We start from the raw sequence: 19,687 nt of genomic DNA, 5'->3' as shown, positions 1-19,687 counted from the left end.
TCAACCGTTGCTGCGCCGGCGGAGCGAGACCTCTTCCGGCGGGCTGATGGCGAAGCCGTTGCGGCCGTTGCGCTTGGCGACATAGAGCGCTTCGTCGGCGTGGCGCGTGGCCTCGGTCAAGGTATCCTGTGGCTCCAGCAGGGTCGCGCCGATGCTGGTGCTGACCGTGACGGAGGCGCCGTTGCCGAGGGTGACGGGGCGCTCCGCAGCCGCCGTGACGATCGCCGCGGCGATGGCTGACAAGGCGTCGCGGTCGACATTGTCCAAGAGCAGGATGAACTCGTCGCCGCCCCAGCGGGCGCAGATGTCGCGATCACGCAGCAACGCGGTCATCCGCCGGGCGAGCTCGGCGATCACCTCGTCGCCGCTCTGGTGGCCATGGCTGTCGTTGAGCGGCTTGAGATTGTCGAGATCGACCAGCAGCAGCCCCGCCTGATGCCCGGTCCGCCCGGCGCGGCTACGGCTCTTTTCGAAGGCCTGCTCGAAGCCACGCCGGTTGAGGGCGCCGGTCAGCGGATCGGCATGGGCCAACCGTTCGAGCTGCTCGGTGCGCTCGCGCACGGCTTCCTCGAGCCGCGCGGTGTTCTCCTCGACGCTGCGGGCCATCGTGCCGAAGGCCTGCGACAGCCGGCCGATCTCGTCGCGACCGGCATCGATCGCGACGGCGCGGAACTCGCGGGCGCGGACATGACTGGCGGCATGCTCGACGCGCGCCAGCCGGTCGAGCACGGCGCGCTTGAACAGAAGGGTCATCAGGGCGGCCGCCGCCAGCAGGACGGCCCCGAACAGCAGGCCGAGCGGCAGGAACAGCCTGCGGTCGATGATGCGGTCGATATCCATCACCGTGACGTTGAACCAGCCGAGCCGGTCGAGATAGCCGACGCCGACCAGCACACGCTTGCCGCCGACATGCATGAAGCGCGACTGCACGAGATCGTCGCCGGCCCCGACGCGGGCGATCATCTCGCCGAGGAGGCTGCGATCGGGATCGTTGTCGACGAGCTGGTAGATCGTCTTCTTGGACGCGATGTCCTTGGTCAGGCTGTGGAAATCGACGAGGTTCGCGTCGCGATGGGCCTGCACGGCGCCGCTGCGATCGACGAACATGCTCTGGACGCCGGTCTGCGGGATGTCGACGACCTCGCGGATGAACTGCGTCAGGTCGAGCCCGGTGCCGATGATGCCCAGCACACGGCTGTCCTTGCGGATGACGCAGTTGATCCAGACCTTGGTGACGCGGAGATTGTCGTCGTTGTCGACATTGAGGTGGCAGCCGGAGCCCAAAGCCGCGGTCTTGTAGTACCAGCCGTCGCGCGGATTGCCGACTGAGAGCGTATAGCGCTTGCGATCGTGCTCGTAGCTGTTGTCCCTGTCGTTGAAGTAATAGTTGCCCGATCCGGCGATGACGGTGAAGTAGCTGCGATCCCGGAAGGACTGGCGGTAATGCTCGAGTTCGGCCAGGCCGCGTTCGGCCTTCACCGGATCGGCCTCGTTCTCGGCCCAGTCGACGATCGCGGGCGAGCGGGCGACGGTTTCGGCCAGCGAGACCTCGCGCATCAGCGCTTCCAGCCCGCGATAGCGATCGAACAGGATCTGCTTTTCGGCGACGAGCGTGCCGAGCTTCACCACGGTCGCGTCGACGAGCCACAGGAAGGCCGCGCCGGCGGGGAGCGCGATCGCGACCAGGATGGCGAGCGTCCAGCCCATGACCCGGGTCTTCAGGCTGTACGTGCGGGGCAGACCGGCCTCGGCCTGGCTCATCGGATCGACTTCCTTGCGGGATTGCGCAGGGTAGGGGCCGATCCGTTGCGTAAGCTTTAAGAAGACAGCCTTCAGAACAGTCCTTCGATCCGCCCTTGCTTATCGATATGGATGCGCTCGGCCGCCGGCTCGCGCGGCAGGCCGGGCATGGTCATGATGTCCCCGCAGATCGCGACGACGAAGCCGGCGCCAGCCGAAAGCCGGAGCTCGCGTAGCGGAACGGTGTGACCGGAGGGCGCGCCGCGCAAAGTCGGATCGGCCGAGAAGGAATACTGGGTCTTGGCGACGCAGACCGGCAGGTCGCCGAAGCCGGCATCCTCCAGCTCGGCGAAGCGGGCCTGGAGCTTGGCATCGATGGCGACGCCGCCGGCGCCATAGATCTCGCGCGCGATCGTCTCCAGCTTCTGCCGCAGCGGCATGGCATCGGGATAGAGCGGGGCGAAATCGGCCTCGCCCTCGTCGGCGAGCGCGGCGACCTTGCGGGCGAGCTCCTCCGTGCCGGCGCCACCTTCGGCCCAGTGCCGGCAGATCACCGCCTCGACGCCGAGATGGTTCCGGCAATAGTTGCGGATCAATTCATGCTCGGCGGCGGTGTCGCTGGTGAAGTTGTTGATTGCCACGATCGGCGGCACGCCGAACTTCCTGAGATTGTTGACGTGGCGCGTGAGGTTGGAAAGCCCTGCCTCCAGTGCCTTCAGGTCCTCGCGGCCGAGCGCGTCCTTGGCGAGGCCGCCATGCATCTTGAGGGCGCGGACCGTTGCGACGACGACGGCAGCGGCGGGCTTTAAGCCCGCCTTGCGGCACTTGATGTCGAAGAACTTCTCGGCGCCGAGATCGGCGCCGAAACCGGCCTCGGTGACGACGTAATCGGCGAGCTTCAGCGCGGCCTTCGTCGCGATCACCGAGTTGCAGCCATGGGCGATATTGGCGAAGGGGCCGCCATGGACAAAGGCGGGCGTGCCTTCCAGCGTCTGCACGAGGTTCGGCATCAGCGCGTCCTTGAGCAGCACGCTCATCGCGCCGGTCGCCTTGATGTCGGCGGCGGTGACGAGGCGCTTGTCGCGCGTGCGGCCGATGACGATGCGGCCGAGGCGGGCTTCGAGGTCGGCCGCGTCGCGCGCGAGGCAGAAGATCGCCATGACCTCGGAGGCGACGGTGATGTCGAAACCGTCCTCGCGCGGGAAGCCGTTGCTGGCGCCGCCGAGCGAGGAGACGATGGAGCGCAGCGCCCGGTCGTTCATGTCCATCACGCGCCGCCAGGCGATGTGGCGGGTGTCGAGCCCGAGGCCATTGCCCCAGTAGACATGGTTGTCGATCATCGCCGCCAGCAGGTTATGCGCGCTGGTGATCGCGTGGAAATCCCCGGTGAAATGCAGGTTGATCTGCTCCATCGGAACGACCTGGGCATAGCCGCCGCCGGCGGCGCCGCCCTTCATGCCGAAGCTCGGGCCGAGCGAGGGCTCGCGCAGCGCGATCATCGCGCGCTTGCCGATGCGGGAGAGCCCGTCGCCGAGGCCGACCGTGGTCGTGGTCTTGCCTTCGCCAGCGGGCGTCGGGCTGATCGCGGTGACGAGGATCAGCTTGCCGTCGGGCTTCGCCTCGAAGCCGGGGATCGCCTGCGTGTCGATCTTGGCGATGTACTTGCCGTAGGGGTTCAGCGCCTCGGAGGGGATGCCCGCCTTTGCGGCGATCGTGGCGATGGGCTGCAGCGTGGCTACGCGCGCGATCTCGATATCGGTCGGCATTCGTCCTCTCGGAGGCTATTCCTGCCCGCGTCTCCCGAGCGCGGGACCGCGCGGACACTGGCGCGAAAACCTCGTCGCCGCCAGCGCTATTGCCGCCGGGGCGGCCATGATGCACAGGCGGCGCGGGTCTGGCTTAGCCAGCCAGATGGGCGTTCTGCGGGAACAGGAATTTCCGGGCCTCGGCATCGAAATCAGCCTTGAAGGCGAACTGGTCCTTCAGCGCGACGGCGCGCTGCGCTGCGGGGCGGGCCGAAATCTCGTCGAGATGGCGTTTCACATGCGGGAACATCTCCGGCCATGTCTCGCCCACGGCGAAGGAGAGCCGCGTCGCCCAGCCCCAGATCGACATGTCGACCAGCGTATAGCGGTCGCCCAGCATGTAACGACGGCCAGCGAGCAGGTCGTTGACGATGCCCCAGTGCCGCTCGGCCTCGCGGGCGTAGCGGTTGATGGCATAGGGCAGCTTCTCCGGCGCGAAGCGGCTGAAATGCACCGCCTGGCCGCAATAGGGGCCGATGCCGGTCGCGACGAACATCAGCCAGGACAGCATCTCGCCGCGCGCTTTCGGCGTGTCCTCCGGCAGGAACTGACCGGTCTTCTCGGCGAGATAGAGCAGGATCGCGTTGGAATCGAAGACAGTGACGTCGCCATCGGTCAGGGCCGGTGTCTTGGCGTTGGGGTTGATCGCGAGGAAGTCCGGCGCGAATTGCTCGCCCTTGCGGGTATCGACCGGCACCATCTCGTAGGGCAGGCCGGCCTCTTCCAGGAACAGCGCGATCTTCGCCGGGTTCGGCGAGGGGTGATAGTAGAGCTTGATCATCGGGGTCTCCACGCGCGGCGCGTCAGGCCTGTCTCAGTCCGGCGACATAGGAGACGAGATCGGTCAGCGCGGCAATGGTCGCATCGGCCTGGAAGCCGAGCTGCTCCGGCTGCATCCGGAGCGCCTTGAACATCAGCGTGGGGTCGATCGTCGCAGCGGCAGCAAGCTCGCCGCGCAGCCGGCCGGCCGGCACGCGCTCGATGCGAGCGACATGGAAGCCATGCGCCTTGGCGCCGGCGATGTCGAAGCCGTTGGAAGAAACGAACAGGATCTCGTTTCGAGAGAGGCCGAGCCGCTTCTCGACATGGGCATAGCCGCGCGGATCGGGCTTGTAGACGCCGATCTCGTCGACGCTGATCACGGTTTCCAGGAGGTCGGTGATGCCGGCATGGGCGACGAGCCGCTTGAGCATGTCCGGGCTGCCGTTCGAGTAGATGGCGAGGCGGTAGGAGGCGAGGCCTTCGAGTGCGGTGCGGGCCTCGGGGTAGAGGGACAGCGCATCATAGGCTGCCGCGATCCTGGCCACGAGCTCGGGCGACGCGGCGAGGCCGAGCGTTCTCAGCGTGAAATCGAGCGAGTCGCGGGTGACGGTCCAGAAATCCTCATAGCGGTCCATCAGGGCGCGCAGCCAAGTGTATTCGAGCTGCTTCAGCCGCCAGACCTGCGTGATCGTCGCGCCATGGCCGGGAAAGGCGGCGTCGGTGACGGCCGCGACCGACTGGACGTCGAAGAGCGTGCCATAGGCATCGAAAACCAGCGCCTTGATCGACATGCGTCTCCTCCGTTGCGGCTTCGTCGCGTTCCCAACCTTCATAACACTCGCATAGGCCGTGTGGCGCATGGTATCCGCACAAGCACCTTTCACCGTTCCAGACAGGTCAAGCCGATGCCGCCTCGCCCCGTGATGCTGATGATCCTCGATGGCTGGGGCTGGCGCGAGGAGAGCCAGAACAACGCCGTCAGGCTGGCGAACACGCCGAATTTCGACCGGCTCTGGGCGGCGGGGCCGCATGCCTTCCTGCACACATCGGGGCTGGATGTCGGGCTGCCGCCCGGGCAGATGGGCAATTCCGAGGTCGGCCATCTCAATCTCGGCGCCGGCCGGGTGGTGATGCAGGACCTGCCGCGCATCAACCAGGCGATCGCCGATGGCTCGATCGCCGGGGCTCTCGAAGCGACCGGCCTCGTCGCCGGGTTGAAGGCGAGCGGCGGCGCCTGCCATCTTCTCGGCCTCATCTCGCCGGGCGGCGTCCATGCCCATCAGGACCATGCGGTGGCGCTCGCCCGCATCCTGACCGCGCAGGGCGTCACCGTGCATGTCCATGTCTTCACCGACGGGCGCGATACCCCGCCGCAATCGGCCGCGGAGTATGTGAAAGCCTTCGCCGCGGCGCTACCGGCGGGCGCGAGCATCGCCAGCGTTTCCGGCCGCTATTACGCGATGGATCGCGACAATCGCTGGGAGCGGGTCGAGAAGGCCTGGCGGGCGATGGTGCTGGGCGAAGGCGAGCGCTTCGCCGATGCGCAGGCCGCGATCGCCGCGGCTTACGCGGAGAACGTCACCGACGAGTTCATCCTGCCGGCGGCGATCGGCGCTTATGCCGGGATGCGGGACGGCGACGGGCTGCTCAGCTTCAATTTCCGCTCGGACCGCATCCGTGAGATCCTCGCGGCGGTGCTGGAACCGGATTTCGCCGGCTTCACCCGCTCGCGGCGGCCGGTGCTGGTCAAGGCGGTCAGCATGACCTCCTACAGCGCCGAACTCGACAAGATCATGCCGATGCTGTTCGCAGCCCAGACGCTGGCCAACGGGCTTGGCGAGACCGTCGCCAAGGCCGGGCGCAAGCAGGTCCGCATGGCCGAGACCGAGAAATATCCGCACGTCACCTATTTCTTCAACGGTGGCGAGGAGACGCCCTATGCCGGCGAGGACCGGGTGATGGTGCCCTCACCCAAGGTCGCGACCTATGACCTGCAACCGGAGATGTCGGCGCCGGAACTGACGCGCAAAGCAGTCGAGGCGATCGATTCAGGCCGTTACGATCTCGTCGTGCTCAACTTCGCCAATCCCGACATGGTCGGTCATACCGGCGTGCTCGCCGCGGCGATCAAGGCGGTCGAGACGGTCGATGCGGGGCTCGGCGCCATTGCCGAGGCCATCGAGCGGCAGGGTGGCGCGATGCTCGTCACGGCCGACCATGGCAATGCCGAGCTGATGGTCGATCCGGTGACGGGCAAGCCGCATACGGCCCATACCACCAACCCGGTGCCGCTGATGCTGGTCGGCGGGCAGGCCAAGGGGCTCGCCGACGGACGTCTCGCCGATATCTCGCCGACGCTGCTGGCGCTGATGGGGCTGGCGCAGCCGGCCGAGATGACCGGGCAATCGCTGCTGCGCTGACAAAAGCAAAACGGCGCGGGGATGACCCGCGCCGCTTCGTGTCTCGATAGGCTGGACGATCAGTACTTGCGCACGACCGGCGGCGGGGCGTAGGCGATCGGCTCACGCTCGACCGGGCCGCAGCAGTTCGGGTCGCCGAAATTCCAGCGCATGCCGATGCGGAAATCGTGGCTCTCGATGTCCTTGGCCTTGAGCGGAGCCTGGACCTGCCCGGTGAAGGCGTTGATCAGGCGGCCCGACTGGGCGTCGCCGAGGTTCAGGTAGCGATAGCCGACTTCCAGGGTCAGGTTCTTGTTCACCTCGTAACCGACGCCGGCCATCAGGGCCCAGGCGAGATCGGTCTTGCTGCCGCTATTGGCATAGCCCAGCGTGGAACCGTTGAAGTTGCCGGTCAGTGAGCCCTGATCGGTCAGCCCGCTGATGCGGTTCTGCGAGAAGCCGATGCCGGCGCCGATATAGGGCGTCAGGCAGTTCCAGGTGCCGAGGTCGAAATAGCCGTTGAACAGCGTGACCAGCGAGGTCAGGTTGCCCTTGTAGGTGTTGGTCTGGTTGCCGTTGTTGAACGGGTTGAAGACGATGTCGTTCACGCCGATCTGGCCGGCGCCGCGATATTCGCCGGTGACGTCGAAACGCAGCCAGTTGTTGAAGCGATAGCCGACGCCGAGCCCGCCGAAGAAGGCGGCATTGTCGCTCTTGCCGAAGAAGGCGCCGCCGAACTGGGCGACATCGTCCTGGTGATATTTGCCGACGCTCTGGATGCCGACGCCGATATCGCCGCGCAGATAGATGCCGCTCGAGATCGTGCCCTTCAGGCCGAGCGGCTCCGGCGGCGGGGGCGGCGGTGCGTAGGCGAGATCCGCGGCCTGTGCCGCGGCGGAGACGCCGAGGGCCAGGCTGCCCGCCAGCGCGAGAGTTTTCAGGCTGCCCATGGCAGTGTCCTTCGCGTTTGCGCGGCGCAAGAACGCAGCCCGCGCGTGTTACCAACGGGAAGGAACATGCCAGTGATTTCTTAAACGACACTTAACCTTAAGCGCTAACCTTACCGGCGGATGAAGAAAGCTCCGGAGCCCGGCTGGATGCCCGTATAGCGTGGGACTTCACGCCCGAGCGGAGGGAGAAGAACCTGTCCGCGGTTCGTGCGAGGGCAGGGGCGTTGCCCCGGCGGAGGGGGCGAGCTTGCGGGCCTTGGCGGCCATCGCCTCGAATTCGTTCCGGATCGCTTCGAGCTTGTCCTCGTCGAGCTCCTCCAGATCGAGCAGCTCCTCTCGGGCGCCCTCCAGCCGGCAGATCAATTCGTCGAGCTTGATCTGCATCGCCGCGGTGTCGCGGTTCTGGCTGTTCTGGATGATGAAGACCATCAGGAAGGTAACGATCGTCGTCGAGGTGTTGACGACGAGTTGCCAGGTATCGTTGTAGCCGAAGAACGGGCCGGAGAGCGCCCACACGACGATCAGCGCCGCAGCGCCCAGAAAAGTCTGTGGCCGGCCGGCCCAATGCGCGACGGCTTGCGACAGGCGCGTGAACAGCGAGCGGTCGCTCTGCGGCATGCGGCGCTTGGCCATGAAACGATCCCCCTTGGGCCGGTTGAGGCTGTGATGCTCTCAACGCGGCCGGAGTGGCGACCGTTCCCGCTGGGGCGCCTTATGCGGTCAAGCGTTCCGCGTGCCAGGCGATGTGCTGGGCCATGAAGGTCGAGATGAAGTTGTAGGAGTGGTCGTAGCCGTCGCGCATGGTCAGTTGGAGCGGGATGCCGGCGGCGGCGCAGGCGACATCCAGAAGCTGCGGGCGCAGGCCTTCCTCGAGGAAGCCGTCGGCGGTGCCCTGGTCGACCAAGAGGTCGCGGACGCGGTGGCCGTCGGCGATCAGCAGGGTCGAGTCATAGGCACGCCAGCGCGTCTCGTCCGGTCCCAGATATTTCTCGAAGGCCGGGCGCGACCAGCCGGCCGTCGAGGGCTGGGTGATCGGCGCGAAGGCGGAGACGGAACGGTAGCGCTCGGGATTCTTCAGGGCGAGGGTGATCGCGCCATGACCGCCCATGGAATGCCCGAAGATGCCTTGCCGGTTCATGTCGACCGGGAAATGCCTGCCGACCAGCTCCGGCAATTCGTCGCGGATATAGCTCTCCATGCGGTAGTTCTTCGCATAGGGGGCCTCGGTTGCGTCGAGATAGAAGCCGGCGCCGCAGCCGAACTGCCAGTTCTCCGGTTCGTCCGGCACGCCTTCGCCGCGCGGGCTCGTATCCGGGCAGATGATGGCGATGCCGTTGGCGGCCGCTGCGGCGCGGTATTCGCCTTTGTCCATGACGTTCTGGTGCGTACAGGTCAGGCCCGAGAGATACCAGAGCAGCGGAACCGGCCCGTCCTCGATCTGATGCGGCAGGTAGATCGCGAAGTTCATCGGGCAGGCGCAAGCCGCGCTGTCATGCCGATAGACGCGCTGCGAGCCGCCGAAGGCCTTCGAGGACGAGAGGAGTTCCATTGGGCGGGTCCTTCAGAGGTTTGGCACGACGCCTGTCATTCCGGGGCGGCCGAAAGACGAACCCGGAACCCACGACCGGGCAAGCCCTTGCCCGGTCGGTCTATTCAAGCTTCGTACCCAGTCGTGGGTTCCGGGTTCAGCGCTTCGCGCTGCCCCGGAATGACAAAGGTCGTGCTTCAGTGCCCGCCGAATGAGGCGGTGGAACGGCACCTCAGTAGACCACCACGCTCCTGATCGACTTGCCCTCATGCATCAGGTCGAAGCCGTGGTTGATCTCGTCGAGCGAGAGCTTGTGGGTGATCAGGTCGTCGATGTTGATCTTGCCCTCCATGTACCAGTCGACGATCTTCGGCACGTCGGTGCGCCCGCGCGCGCCGCCAAAGGCGGTGCCCTTCCAGACACGGCCGGTGACGAGCTGGAACGGGCGGGTCGCGATCTCCTTGCCGGCCTCGGCCACGCCGATGACGATCGACTCGCCCCAGCCGCGATGGCAGCATTCCAGCGCCTGGCGCATCACATTGGTGTTGCCGGTGGCATCGAAGGAGAAATCGGCGCCGCCGCCGGTGAGGTCGACGATCGCCTGTACGACCTTGTCGTTGCCGATCTCGGCCGGGTTGATGAAGTCGGTCATGCCGAACTTGCGCGCCATCTCCTGCTTGGCCGGGTTGATGTCGACGCCGATGATCTTGTCGGCGCCGACCATGCGGGCGCCCTGGATGACGTTGAGGCCAATGCCGCCGAGGCCGAAGACCACGACATTGGCGCCCGGCCAGACTTTTGCCGTGTAGATGACAGCGCCGATGCCGGTGGTCACGCCGCAGCCGATATAGCAGATCTTGTCGAAGGGCGCGTCCTCACGGACCTTGGCGAGCGCGATCTCGGGCAGCACGGTGAAGTTCGCGAAGGTCGAGCAGCCCATGTAGTGGAACACTTCGCCGCCGTCGCAGGAGAAGCGCGAGGTGCCGTCCGGCATCACGCCCTGGCCCTGAGTGGCGCGGATCGAGGTGCAGAGATTGGTCCGGCGCGACAGGCAGGACTTACAGCTGCGGCATTCCGGCGTGTAGAGCGGGATGACATGATCGCCGGGCTTCAGGCTGGTCACGCCGGCGCCGACCTCGCGCACGATGCCGGCGCCCTCATGGCCGAGGATCGCCGGGAACTTGCCCTCCGAATCCAGCCCCGACAGCGTGTAGGCGTCGGTATGGCAGATTCCGGTCGCCATCACCTCGACCAGGACCTCGCCAGCCCTGGGGCCGCCGATCTCGATGGTCTCGATGGTGAGGGGCTTGCCGGCTTCCCAGGCGACGGCGGCGCGGGTCTTCATCGGGGGCTTCCTTCCTTGCGGATGTTCATTTCAGATAGGGGCGGATCACCCGCATGATCGCGGCGATCTCGTCATCGTTTCCGGCTTCCAGCTGCGCTGCCTCGGCCGGCCGGGCCATGGTCTCGCGCAGATGGCTTTCGAGCACCTCGGCCATCAATCCGGTCGCCGCGCCACGCAAGGCCGCGAGCTGCTGCAGCAGGGCGCCGCATTCCTCGCCGCGTTCGACGGCGGCGATCAGGGCGTCAGTCTGCCCCTTGATCCGGCGCAGCCGCGTGACGGCGCGCTTCTTCTCTTCGGGCGTGTGAGGCATGGGCACGAGGCTCCGGTTGCCGCGACGCTATGGTACTGAGGGGGAGTATGTCAACGCGCGAGGCCGACTGAAACGAAAAGAGCGGCAGCGTTGCCGCTGCCGCTCTCCCGCCGATGCGATGTTGGATGGCTCAGAAGCTGTAGCCGAGCTTCACCTTGACGAGATGCTGGCTGAAATTGGTGAGGTCGAGATTGCCGGGCTCGCCCTTGGCCTTCCCGGAGACCTGGATGTTGTAGGCGGCGGAGAGGGCGAGCTGCTTCGTCGCCTGCCAGAACACGCCGGGGCCGGCGAAGGTGGCGTAGCCCGCCTCCTTGCCGAAGCCGAGCTCGTTATGGGCACGCATATGGCGAACCTCGCCGCTGAGATAGAGCCCCTCCTGCACCTGCCAGGCGAGCGAGCCGGCGATGGTGAAGGTCGATGAGCGCTGATAGGGCGAGGGGCCGGTCCAGGTCAGGTCATGCGAGAGATTGAGCCCGGCGTAGAGCGTGTTCGGGATCAGCGTCTTGTCGGCGAAGAGGCGGATGCCGGTATTGTAGGTGGTGAAGCGGCCGGCGCCGTCCGGATCGGCGCGGTTGACGCTGGGATCGATCACGAGGGTCAGGCCGAGCCCGTGCATGCTCCGCCCGAGCAGCTTGTACTTCATCTCGACGCCGGCGCCGAAGGCGCGCTCGTCGGCGCTGATGCCGCCGATCGAGGCGTTGCTGAAGGAGCCCAGCACATAGGGGCCGATCTCGAAGCAGGGAAACAGACCGTAGGAGCCCTGCAAGGTCAGGCCATGGCCGTTGAAGCTGCCGCCGCGGGTGCCGAAGGCGCCGCCATAGGTCAGGCTCGGGCCGAAGGAGCCGGTATCGGCGACGTCGGAACCGGTGGTGAAGCCGAAGGCGTCGGTCGGGATGCCCTCGCTTTCCGTACAGGCGGAGAGCGTGGGCGGAGGCGCAGCCGGAGCGCCCTTGCGGGAGGGCAGGTCGGCGGCGAAGGCCGTCGTCGTGGCGATGGACATGAACAAGGAGGCGGCGAGGCGAAGAGGAGCGAGGTTCGTCATGGCGCGGTTCCAGTTGCGCGGCGGAAGCAAGCTTCGCCGCGACTCGGGCGGGGCTTCTCCCGTTGCAAGACATGCGCCGCTCCGAAGCCGCAGGCGATAAAAGAGCCATAGCCGTTTCAGCAATCCGGATTGCTGTTGTTGCGCTGCAACAGTCAGGGCGTGTGCAGGTGCGACAGACGCTCCAAGGCACGCGGCGCGATCCCCGCGAGCGTGCCGACCGGTTTCCAGGCAGCGGCGTGCACCTCTTCGACCTGCGCGACGAGTGGCAGGGTCGGATCGGCGAGAAAGAGATATTGCAGGTCGTGATGGATATGGGCCGGCTCGCCGCGGGATGGCTTGCCCGGCACGTCATGGCTGTCGATGGTGAAGGGCAGGTCTGCGCCGCGATGCCAGGGATGCAAGGCAAGGCCCTGCACGCCGGTTTCCTCGATCGCCTCGCGTGCGGCCGAGAGGTGGAACTGCTCGGCTTCCTCCCAATGCCCGCCGGGCTGGAGCCAGCGGCCGATCACGACATGGTCGATCAGCAGGACCTGGGCATGATCGGGCGAGAGCACGAAGGCGCTGGTGGTGAGATGGCCGGGAAAGGTGTCACGCCGATCGAGCGCGTGGCCCTGCGCCATCTGCCAGCGCAGCAAGGCGAGGTGCTCGCGGGCGTCGGCGACCTCGGCGCGATAGCGCTCGACGGCGCGGGAGAGATCGTTGCGGAAATCCATCGGGTTCAGCGCGGTTCGAGCGGCAGGCGGTAGGATTCGAAATGCCCGTTCTTCGGGCCGTCATAGCCGATCAACACCGCGAGGCCCTTGCCGTCCTGAGCCAGCACGGTCAGGGATTCCGCCTTGTCGCCGCCGCGGGCCGGCAGATCGCCGAGCGGGGTTGCCGCATCGGGTCTGGCGGGGTCGATCAGCAGCAGTGAGTAGGGCAGGGCCTGTTCCTGCGCCGGCCCCAGCAGCGCGAGCAGGCGGCCATCGGGGAGGGGCGCGAGGTCGCGGATGCCGCGATCGGGGCCGGCCGGCAGTTGGAAGACCCGCGGCGCTTCCGTTGCGGGCGCATGGCCCGGCGCGAACAGGGCGTTCAGCGAGGCGCCGACAAGGAAGCCGCGATTGCCGAGGGAGGGAGCGCGCAGACCGGCCCAGAGCGTGTCGCCGGTGACGGCGATGCCTTCGACATTCAGGCCGTTATCGTCCATCAGGCCGCGTCCGAAGAAGGCGCCGGCTGGACCGGCGGTGCGCAGCATGTCGCTCAGGCGATAGGTCAGTTCGACCTTGCCGGCGGCGGTGCCTTCGGCATCGACCTTGATCCGGGCGAGATGGAAGGCCGAGAGGCGGAATTCGCCGCGTTTGCGCGAGCAGCCATGCGAGCCTGCGACATAGAAGGCGCCCTCGGCATAGGCGACGGCCTCGCCGTCGAGTTCGGCGAAGCGGCCGGGCATCTTGCAGATGCCTTGCGGCAGCTGACCGAGCGTGTCGGGCGCGGCCTCGGCGCCGATGATGGGCACGGTCGCGTCCGGCGTGATGCGGTTCTCGGCGATGCGGGCGAACTGGGCGAAGGAGCCCTCGTCATTGATCAGCAGGCAGCGCTGGGTGCCGTTGGCGGCCGGCATGCAGGCGAGGCCGCTGACATCGCGCGCCGGCTTGCCGGGCTTCTTGCCGGAGAAGTCACCGAGCGTCCTGAAGCGCTGTTCCGGCGCGAGCGTCGCGGCCCGGGCGAGGGGGCCGGCGAGCGTAGCGGCGGCGAGGAGCATGACGAAGAGGGGGTAGCGCATCAGGCGAATCCGAAAGAAGAGGCGCGGATTGAGCGCGAGCGGCAGGAGGATGTCAAAGCGCTGCGGCGCGATCCCTATGGGATCTTGATGATCCTGCCCTTTGCCTCGTCTCGAACGGCTATGGCGCCGTCCCTAGCTTGTCCGGGCGGTCCTGGAAGACCGCTCGGGAAACAGGATGATGTTCAGTATTCCTCGCAAATCCTTCGGCGGCCCGCTCCAGTTCCTCGTCGGGCGCGATGTGGAAGGTCATTGGCTGGCCGTCGAGACGCATGGCCGCGGCGGCGGCATCTTCTGCGATCGCAGTGCCGCGCTGCGCTATGCCGTCTTCGAGACCGGGCACCGGGCTCGCGCGGTCCGCATGACCGCGAAGACGCTCTCGCTGCTCTGAGACGCGCCATGAACCACTGGCTTCACGGCATGTTCACCGCGCTGGTCACGCCTTTCGACGAGGACGCGATCGATTACGGCGCGCTGGAACGCCTCATTCTCTGGCAGATCGCGCAGGGCGCCGACGGCATCGTGGTCGGCACCGCCACAGGTGAGAGCCCGACGCTGAGCGGGTCCGAGCGGGAGGCGCTCTGCGCTGCCGCCCGCCGCATCGCCGGCCGGCACTACCCGGTGATCGCCGCTGTCGGGAGTTATTCGACTGCCGGGACCATTGCCGAAATCGCCGCCGCCGAGAAGGCCGGCGCCTCGGCCCTGCTGTTGCGCATGCCCTATTACAACCGGCCGACGCAGGCGGGCCTGGCGGCCCATGCCCTGGCGGCGGCCCAGGCGACGGGCCTCGAGCTCATCCTCGACAACGATCCGGATCGCTGCGGCGTCGAGATCGCCCCGGAGACGCTGGAGCAGCTGGAAGGGGCGGCGAACATCGTCGGCATCCTGGAGCGGCGGGGCGATCTCGTTCGCTGCGACCGGATCGCCCGCGTGCGCGACCGCCGCTTCATGCGGCTGACGGGGGCGGCCGAGACCATCCCGGCCTATCTGCTCGCCGGCGGCTGCGGGGCGATCACCAGCGTCGGCAATCTTGCGCCGCATTGGCTGGCGCGGATGGACAGCGCGGCGCGCTCCGAGTTCTACGGGCAGGCGCAGATCTTGCAGCGGCGGCTGGTCCCGTTGCTCGACCTGCTCGCGCGGGAGCCCGACCCCGTCCTGATCAAGCTCGCTCTGTCGATGCTGCATCCGGAGGTCGGTGCCACCTGCCGCGCGCCGCTCGCGCCGCCGCGGCCGGACATCGTGCCCCTGCTTTGCGACGCCATTGAGGACCTGCCGCACCCGCTTGCCGGCATGGCGATGAAGGCAGCGCGCAACGGGCCGGCGGTCGCTGCCCGTCGCGCCTGAATCCGTAGCAGCGCGGCTGTGTCCACCGCGAACCGGATGGAGGTTTCAATGACCACGATCGGGACCTATCGCCGTCGCCGGGAGGCGATCTACCGGCATGTCCGCAGGCCATCGGCCGGTGGCTGGAAGGCTGACCTGCTGCACCTGTTCGGTTCGGTCGTCTTGCTCGCCATCCTGATCGGCGGACGGGTCTGGTGGCATCTGCATTGACTGCGCGAAAAGAAAGGGCGCCGCGATGGCGCGACGCCCTTCCGATGTCATCGGTCCGAACCGAACTCAGGCGAGCTTGGCGTAGGCCGGCACGGTAAGGAAGTCCTCGAAGTTCGGCGCCAGCGACAGGGTCTCGAACAGCGCGATCGCCTCGGGGAACCGACCCTTGGCATAGTTCTCCGCGCCGAGCTCGCCCTTCACGCGTTCCATCTCCTCGGGCAGGCAGCGCTTGAACAGCGCCGCATCGGCCGTGATGCCGCCTTCGAGCGCGACGCCATACTGGACGAACTGCCAGATCTGGGCGCGGCTGATCTCGGCGGTCGCGGCGTCCTCCATCATGTTGTAGATCGGAACCGCGCCACGGCCGCGCAGCCAGGCCTCGATATACTGGACGCCGACGCGGATGTTCTCGCGGAAGCCTTCCTCGGTGCGCGTACCCTGGTGGACCTCCAGCAGATCCTTGGCGCCGATCGAGACGTCGTCGCGCTTCTTGTCGAGCTGGTTGGCCTGCGGCATCAGCCGGTCGAAGACCTCCATCGCGACCGGGACGAGATCCGGGTGAGCGACCCAGGTGCCGTCATGGCCGTCGCCGGCCTCGCGCTCCTTGTCGGCCTTGACCTTGGCGAAGGCCGCGGCATTGGCTTCAGGGTTGTTCTTGACCGGGATCTGCGCTGCCATGCCGCCCATCGCGAAGGCACCGCGCTTGTGGCAGGTCTTGATCAGCAGCAGCGAATAGGCGCGCAGGAAGGCCTTGGACATCACGACCTGCGAGCGATCCGGCAGGACATAGGCCTTGTTGCGGGCGAGCTTCTTGATGAAGGAGAAGATGTAGTCCCAGCGGCCGCAATTGAGGCCGGCCATGTGCTCGCGCAATTCGTAGAGGATCTCGTCCATCTCGAAGGCGGCCGGCAGGGTCTCGATCAGGACGGTGGCCTTGATCGTGCCGTTCTTCAGGCCGAGCGCCGACTGGGCGGCGACGAAGACGTCGTTCCAGAGCCGGGCCTCGAGGTGGCTCTCCAGCTTCGGCAGGTAGAAATACGGGCCGGAGCCGGCGGCCAGCGCCGCCTTGGCGTTATGGAAGACATAGAGGCCGAAATCGACCAGGGAGCCCGAGGCCTCCTCTCCGTCGATGATAATGTGCCGCTCCGGCAGATGCCAGCCGCGCGGGCGGATGATCAGGACGGCGGGCTTGGCCTTGAGCTTGTAGTCCTTGCCGTTCGTGGGATCGGTGAAGTCGATCCTGTTCGCCCAGCGGTCGCGGAGATTGATCTGGCCTTCGATCATGTTGGCCCAGACCGGCGAGGACGCATCCTCGAAATCGGCCATGAAGACCTTGGCGCCGGAGTTCAGCGCGTTGACGATCATCTTGCGATCGACCGGGCCGGTGATCTCGACACGGCGGTCAAGGAGGTCGGCCGGGATCGGTGCGACGGTCCAGTCGCCTTCGCGGATATGCCGGGTCTCGGCGAGGAAATCGGGCGTCTCGCCAGCGTCGAAGCGCTTCTGACGCTCGGTACGCAGGGCCAGCAGGCGCTTGCGCGTCTCGTTGAAGCGGCGATGCAGGTCGGCGACGAAGCCGAGCGCCTCGGCGCTGAGAATCTGCTCGAAGCCCGGCTGCAGGGCGCCCTTGACGACGACGCCGGCCGGCAGGGCGAGTGTGGGGGTGTCCGACATGAATGGTCCTCCGATCAGGTTGGGACCATCATTCCGCGAAAGCACACTTTGCAAAATCCGGAAAAAATGACGATCACTTGTTCAAGTTTGGAATGAATTTCCGTTCGCGGGTAAGGGCCGTCAAAATGCCCGTGAAAGTTGTGTTGCGCGCGCGGTGAACGCATAATGACGTAACGGCAGTGCGTTTCGATTCAAAATGTGCAGATAGGCCCGACTTCCGCAAATCGGTTTCAGCAATTCGTAAGTTCCGGCCGCCAACGCTTCCGGGGTCGAATGCGGCAATCCGGCCCTGGATGAAACCAATGATGAAGATCGGCTCACTGCCTGAGATGTTCAGGCGCTTCCGCCGGGATCAAAGCGGCAACGTGATGATGCTGTTCGGGCTGGTGCTCGTGCCGCTGATGGGCGTCGTCGGCGTGGCGATCGACTATTCCCGCGCCAGCAATACCCGGCAGGCGCTCAATGCGGCGATCGATTCCGCGGCGCTGATGGCGGCACGCGATGCCCAGAAGCTGACGGACGGGGAGCTCAGGACGCGCATCGACGCCTGGATCCGCGACAACCTGCCCCCCGATGTGAAAGGCGAGTTCGAAAGTGCGGCGGTGACGATCGATCGCACGGCGCGGACGATCAAGATCGAGGCCAAGGCGATTGTGCCGACCACGATCTCCCGCGTGCTCGGCACCAGCCAACTGCCGGTGGGTACGAACAGCGAGTCGACCTGGGGAACCAACAAGATCGAACTGGCGCTGGTGCTCGACAATACCGGCTCGATGTCTTCGTCCGGCAAGATGACGGCGCTGAAGCAGGCCTCCAAGGATCTCATCAAGATCATGCAGGATGCGGCGATCGATCCCGAACAGATCAAGATCTCGATCGTGCCGTTCAACACCCAGGTCCGGATCGACCGCGGCCTCAAAAACGAGAACTGGATCCGCTACGGCATGACGCGAAAGGTCAATTGCGACCGGTGGGGCAATAACTGCACCACCGAGACGCTGACCAAGACCGTATGGGCCCAGAGCCATGGCTGTATCGCCGACCGCGATCAGAGTTACGATGTCAGCGATGCCGGTTCCTATTCGGCCAGCGCCCAGCAATATCCGGCGACCTGGTGCGGCCAGACCTCGCTCGCGGAGGTCCTGCCGCTGACTGCGGACTGGGCGGCGCTCAATGCCCGCGTCGACACGATGACGCCGGTCGGCAACACCAACGTCACGATCGGTGCCGTCTGGGGCTGGGCCACGCTGTCGCCGGCGGCCCCGTTCACGCAGGCGAAGCCTTCGACCGAGCCGATGCTGAAGAAATACATGATCCTGCTGACCGACGGCGACAATACCGAGAATCGCTTCACAAAGGTCGGCAACGAGATCGATGCCCGCACGACGCTCGCCTGCACCGGGGTCAAGGCGGCGGGAATCAGCCTCTACACGATCCGCGTCATCGACGGCGACGCGACGCTGCTGAAGAACTGCGCCACGCGGCCGGAGATGTATTACGACGTCAAGAACGCCTCGCAGCTCAGCCCGATCTTCAAGGCGATCGCCAGCGAGATCAGCGCGGTGCGCCTGACGCAGTAAGTTCAGCCTCCGCCGAGCGCGGCGAAGCGCGCCAGGAAGCGCGCTTGCGCCGTCTCGGTGTCGAGCGGGTCGAGCCAGGACAGAACTTCGGCCGGCAGCGCCTGCGGCCGGCCGAAGAATTTCAAGGCCTCCTCGCGGCCGAAGCCGGCCAGCCGCGTCGCCTCGAAGAAAGCGGCGATGGTGTCGGCCTCCTTGACCTTCCGCTTCAGGATGGCCGGCGTCGCGGCCGGCAAGCCGAAGCGCAGGTGGATCGCCGCCAGGAGGCGCAGCTCCACGCTCTTGTAGGCATCGCCCATCACCACCTTGAACGGCGAGATCATGTCGCCGATGACGTATTCCGGTGCGTCGTGCAGCAGCGCCATCAAGCGCCAGCCACGCTCCCAGTCCGGATTGAGATGGGCCGCGATCGCTTCGACCAGCAGCGAATGCTGCGCGACGGAGAAGGAGTGGGCGCCGTGCGTCTGCCCATTCCAGCGGGCGACGCGGGCGAGACCATGGGCGATGTCCTCGATCTCGATGTCGAGCGGCGAGGGATCGAGCAGATCGAGCCTGCGGCCTGAGAGCATGCGCTGCCAGGCGCGCGGCGGTTCGGGCTTGCGAGCCATCAGGCGGCGGGGCGCGAGTCGCGGGCGAGCGCGGCGCATTCGCTCCAGCGGAAGCAGCCGGTGAGGTGGTCATTGACCAGCCCGCAGGCCTCCATGAAGGCATAGACGATGGTCGGGCCGCAGAAGGTGAAGCCGGCCTTCTTGAGCTCCTTCGAGACGGTCTCGGAGAGTTTCGTCTGGGTTGGGACCTCGCCCTGAGCGCGATAGCTGTTCTGCAGCACGCGGCCGTCGAGATGCTTCCAGAGGAAATCGGCGAAGGGCTCGCGCTCGCTCAGCCTGAGATAGGCCTGCGCGCTCCTGATCGTGCCCTCGATCTTGCCGCGATGGCGGATGATGCCGGGGTCGGCGAGCAGACGCTGGACATCGGCCTCGGTGAAGCGGGCGACGGCTTCCGGTTCGAAACCCGCGAAGCCGGTGCGGAAGGCATCGCGCTTCCTGAGGATCGTGATCCAGGAGAGACCGGCCTGGAAGCCGTCGAGGATCAGCTTCTCCCAGAGCGCGCGGGAATCATATTCCGGCACGCCCCATTCGGTGTCGTGATAGGCGATGTAGAGCGGATCGGTGCCCGGCCAGCGGCAGCGGAACTTGCCGTCTGCGCCCTGGATCGCGATGCGTTCTTCGCTGACGATGACGG

20 protein-coding genes are annotated in these 19,687 nt (G+C 66.5%); 5 read left to right on the top strand and 15 right to left on the bottom strand.

What is annotated here, in order from left to right:
• The 4 genes from ASE61_RS19730 to ASE61_RS19715 form a co-directional block, all read right to left on the bottom strand.
• Positions 1-1,761 (bottom strand): diguanylate cyclase, encoded by a 1,761-nt coding sequence (locus ASE61_RS19730; RefSeq protein ID WP_061969805.1) that lies wholly within the window; start codon positions 1,759-1,761, stop codon positions 1-3.
• Positions 1,762-1,832: 71 nt separating this feature from the next.
• Positions 1,833-3,506 carry a formate--tetrahydrofolate ligase gene (locus tag ASE61_RS19725; protein ID WP_061969804.1) on the bottom strand — a complete coding sequence of 558 codons (1,674 nt, stop codon included), beginning with the start codon at positions 3,504-3,506 and terminating at the stop codon, positions 1,833-1,835.
• Between the two features lie 133 nt (positions 3,507-3,639).
• Positions 3,640-4,326 carry a glutathione S-transferase family protein gene (locus tag ASE61_RS19720; RefSeq protein WP_061969802.1) on the bottom strand — a complete coding sequence of 229 codons (687 nt, stop codon included), beginning with the start codon at positions 4,324-4,326 and terminating at the stop codon, positions 3,640-3,642.
• Between the two features lie 22 nt (positions 4,327-4,348).
• Positions 4,349-5,098, bottom strand: a complete 750-nt coding sequence (locus tag ASE61_RS19715; protein ID WP_061969800.1) for a haloacid dehalogenase type II — start codon at positions 5,096-5,098, stop codon at positions 4,349-4,351.
• Positions 5,099-5,212: 114 nt separating this feature from the next.
• Here ASE61_RS19715 and gpmI point away from each other — a divergent pair, with 114 nt between their 5' ends.
• Complete coding sequence (gene gpmI, locus ASE61_RS19710) at positions 5,213-6,727, top strand: 2,3-bisphosphoglycerate-independent phosphoglycerate mutase (RefSeq protein WP_061969799.1); 1,515 nt, start codon at positions 5,213-5,215, stop codon at positions 6,725-6,727.
• A gap of 59 nt (positions 6,728-6,786) precedes the next feature.
• Here the strand turns inward: gpmI and ASE61_RS19705 are convergent, their stop codons facing one another.
• The 8 genes from ASE61_RS19705 to ASE61_RS19670 form a co-directional block, all read right to left on the bottom strand.
• Complete coding sequence (locus ASE61_RS19705) at positions 6,787-7,656, bottom strand: outer membrane protein (protein WP_061969797.1); 870 nt, start codon at positions 7,654-7,656, stop codon at positions 6,787-6,789.
• A 168-nt stretch (positions 7,657-7,824) separates the two neighbouring features.
• Positions 7,825-8,289 (bottom strand): low affinity iron permease family protein, encoded by a 465-nt coding sequence (locus tag ASE61_RS19700; RefSeq protein WP_082617570.1) that lies wholly within the window; start codon positions 8,287-8,289, stop codon positions 7,825-7,827.
• Between the two features lie 79 nt (positions 8,290-8,368).
• Positions 8,369-9,205, bottom strand: coding sequence for an S-formylglutathione hydrolase (gene fghA, locus ASE61_RS19695; RefSeq protein WP_061969795.1), 837 nt, complete (start codon positions 9,203-9,205; stop codon positions 8,369-8,371).
• Between the two features lie 211 nt (positions 9,206-9,416).
• Positions 9,417-10,529, bottom strand: a complete 1,113-nt coding sequence (locus ASE61_RS19690; RefSeq protein ID WP_061969793.1) for an S-(hydroxymethyl)glutathione dehydrogenase/class III alcohol dehydrogenase — start codon at positions 10,527-10,529, stop codon at positions 9,417-9,419.
• A 25-nt stretch (positions 10,530-10,554) separates the two neighbouring features.
• Entirely contained in the window at positions 10,555-10,839 is a 285-nt protein-coding gene (locus ASE61_RS19685) for a metal-sensing transcriptional repressor (RefSeq protein WP_061969791.1), read from the bottom strand.
• Positions 10,840-10,969: 130 nt separating this feature from the next.
• Positions 10,970-11,881, bottom strand: coding sequence for a hypothetical protein (locus ASE61_RS26630; RefSeq protein ID WP_061969789.1), 912 nt, complete (start codon positions 11,879-11,881; stop codon positions 10,970-10,972).
• A gap of 152 nt (positions 11,882-12,033) precedes the next feature.
• Entirely contained in the window at positions 12,034-12,594 is a 561-nt protein-coding gene (locus ASE61_RS19675) for an NUDIX hydrolase (RefSeq protein WP_061969786.1), read from the bottom strand.
• Between the two features lie 5 nt (positions 12,595-12,599).
• Positions 12,600-13,643 (bottom strand): DUF3616 domain-containing protein, encoded by a 1,044-nt coding sequence (locus tag ASE61_RS19670; protein WP_061969784.1) that lies wholly within the window; start codon positions 13,641-13,643, stop codon positions 12,600-12,602.
• A gap of 178 nt (positions 13,644-13,821) precedes the next feature.
• On the opposite strand from ASE61_RS19670, the gene ASE61_RS19665 reads away from it, so the two are divergent.
• From ASE61_RS19665 to ASE61_RS26625, 3 genes are read left to right on the top strand one after another with little or no spacing between them, the layout of a single operon-like run.
• A complete protein-coding gene (locus tag ASE61_RS19665; RefSeq protein WP_244492920.1) occupies positions 13,822-14,031 on the top strand; it encodes a hypothetical protein in 210 nt (69 codons plus the stop codon).
• A gap of 8 nt (positions 14,032-14,039) precedes the next feature.
• Entirely contained in the window at positions 14,040-14,984 is a 945-nt protein-coding gene (locus ASE61_RS19660; protein WP_061969780.1) for a dihydrodipicolinate synthase family protein, read from the top strand.
• A gap of 48 nt (positions 14,985-15,032) precedes the next feature.
• Positions 15,033-15,194, top strand: coding sequence for a hypothetical protein (locus tag ASE61_RS26625; protein WP_156407168.1), 162 nt, complete (start codon positions 15,033-15,035; stop codon positions 15,192-15,194).
• A gap of 66 nt (positions 15,195-15,260) precedes the next feature.
• Here ASE61_RS26625 and aceB read toward each other — a convergent pair whose 3' ends face one another.
• Positions 15,261-16,868: a malate synthase A gene (gene aceB / locus ASE61_RS19655; RefSeq protein ID WP_061969778.1), complete on the bottom strand. Its 1,608-nt coding sequence runs from the start codon at positions 16,866-16,868 to the stop codon at positions 15,261-15,263.
• Between the two features lie 305 nt (positions 16,869-17,173).
• On the opposite strand from aceB, the gene ASE61_RS19650 reads away from it, so the two are divergent.
• On the top strand, positions 17,174-18,448 hold the full coding sequence (locus ASE61_RS19650) for a TadE/TadG family type IV pilus assembly protein (protein ID WP_162260128.1): 1,275 nt from the start codon (positions 17,174-17,176) through the stop codon (positions 18,446-18,448).
• A gap of 2 nt (positions 18,449-18,450) precedes the next feature.
• Here ASE61_RS19650 and ASE61_RS19645 read toward each other — a convergent pair whose 3' ends face one another.
• Positions 18,451-19,053, bottom strand: coding sequence for a YfbR-like 5'-deoxynucleotidase (locus tag ASE61_RS19645; RefSeq protein ID WP_061970282.1), 603 nt, complete (start codon positions 19,051-19,053; stop codon positions 18,451-18,453).
• Positions 19,053-19,682 carry a DNA-3-methyladenine glycosylase I gene (locus ASE61_RS19640; RefSeq protein ID WP_200959671.1) on the bottom strand — a complete coding sequence of 210 codons (630 nt, stop codon included), beginning with the start codon at positions 19,680-19,682 and terminating at the stop codon, positions 19,053-19,055. The genes ASE61_RS19645 and ASE61_RS19640 overlap by 1 nt, the downstream gene beginning before the upstream one ends.
• Positions 19,683-19,687: the final 5 nt, after the last annotated feature.

This window comes from Allobosea sp. Root670 (assembly GCF_001429415.1).
Classification (GTDB): Bacteria; Pseudomonadota; Alphaproteobacteria; order Rhizobiales; family Beijerinckiaceae; genus Allobosea; species Allobosea robiniae.
Note: the sequence above shows the minus strand (reverse complement) of the source record. Positions and strands in the feature narration are given on the sequence as shown.

What these genes read in the sequence shown, in the direction of transcription:
- fghA (WP_061969795.1), bottom strand. Translation starts at nt 9,205, where the DNA reads ATGGAACTCCTCTCGTCCTCGAAGGCCTTCGGCGGCTCGCAGCGCGTC.
- ASE61_RS19705 (WP_061969797.1), bottom strand. Translation starts at nt 7,656, where the DNA reads ATGGGCAGCCTGAAAACTCTCGCGCTGGCGGGCAGCCTGGCCCTCGGC.
- aceB (WP_061969778.1), bottom strand. Translation starts at nt 16,868, where the DNA reads ATGTCGGACACCCCCACACTCGCCCTGCCGGCCGGCGTCGTCGTCAAG.
- ASE61_RS19730 (WP_061969805.1), bottom strand. Translation starts at nt 1,761, where the DNA reads ATGAGCCAGGCCGAGGCCGGTCTGCCCCGCACGTACAGCCTGAAGACC.
- ASE61_RS19715 (WP_061969800.1), bottom strand. Translation starts at nt 5,098, where the DNA reads ATGTCGATCAAGGCGCTGGTTTTCGATGCCTATGGCACGCTCTTCGAC.
- ASE61_RS19700 (WP_082617570.1), bottom strand. Translation starts at nt 8,289, where the DNA reads ATGGCCAAGCGCCGCATGCCGCAGAGCGACCGCTCGCTGTTCACGCGC.
- ASE61_RS19720 (WP_061969802.1), bottom strand. Translation starts at nt 4,326, where the DNA reads ATGATCAAGCTCTACTATCACCCCTCGCCGAACCCGGCGAAGATCGCG.
- ASE61_RS26630 (WP_061969789.1), bottom strand. Translation starts at nt 11,881, where the DNA reads ATGACGAACCTCGCTCCTCTTCGCCTCGCCGCCTCCTTGTTCATGTCC.
- ASE61_RS19660 (WP_061969780.1), top strand. Translation starts at nt 14,040, where the DNA reads ATGAACCACTGGCTTCACGGCATGTTCACCGCGCTGGTCACGCCTTTC.
- ASE61_RS19665 (WP_244492920.1), top strand. Translation starts at nt 13,822, where the DNA reads ATGTTCAGTATTCCTCGCAAATCCTTCGGCGGCCCGCTCCAGTTCCTC.
- gpmI (WP_061969799.1), top strand. Translation starts at nt 5,213, where the DNA reads ATGCCGCCTCGCCCCGTGATGCTGATGATCCTCGATGGCTGGGGCTGG.
- ASE61_RS19650 (WP_162260128.1), top strand. Translation starts at nt 17,174, where the DNA reads ATGAAGATCGGCTCACTGCCTGAGATGTTCAGGCGCTTCCGCCGGGAT.
- ASE61_RS19690 (WP_061969793.1), bottom strand. Translation starts at nt 10,529, where the DNA reads ATGAAGACCCGCGCCGCCGTCGCCTGGGAAGCCGGCAAGCCCCTCACC.
- ASE61_RS19725 (WP_061969804.1), bottom strand. Translation starts at nt 3,506, where the DNA reads ATGCCGACCGATATCGAGATCGCGCGCGTAGCCACGCTGCAGCCCATC.
- ASE61_RS19685 (WP_061969791.1), bottom strand. Translation starts at nt 10,839, where the DNA reads ATGCCTCACACGCCCGAAGAGAAGAAGCGCGCCGTCACGCGGCTGCGC.
- ASE61_RS19675 (WP_061969786.1), bottom strand. Translation starts at nt 12,594, where the DNA reads ATGGATTTCCGCAACGATCTCTCCCGCGCCGTCGAGCGCTATCGCGCC.
- ASE61_RS26625 (WP_156407168.1), top strand. Translation starts at nt 15,033, where the DNA reads ATGACCACGATCGGGACCTATCGCCGTCGCCGGGAGGCGATCTACCGG.
- ASE61_RS19645 (WP_061970282.1), bottom strand. Translation starts at nt 19,053, where the DNA reads ATGGCTCGCAAGCCCGAACCGCCGCGCGCCTGGCAGCGCATGCTCTCA.
- ASE61_RS19670 (WP_061969784.1), bottom strand. Translation starts at nt 13,643, where the DNA reads ATGCGCTACCCCCTCTTCGTCATGCTCCTCGCCGCCGCTACGCTCGCC.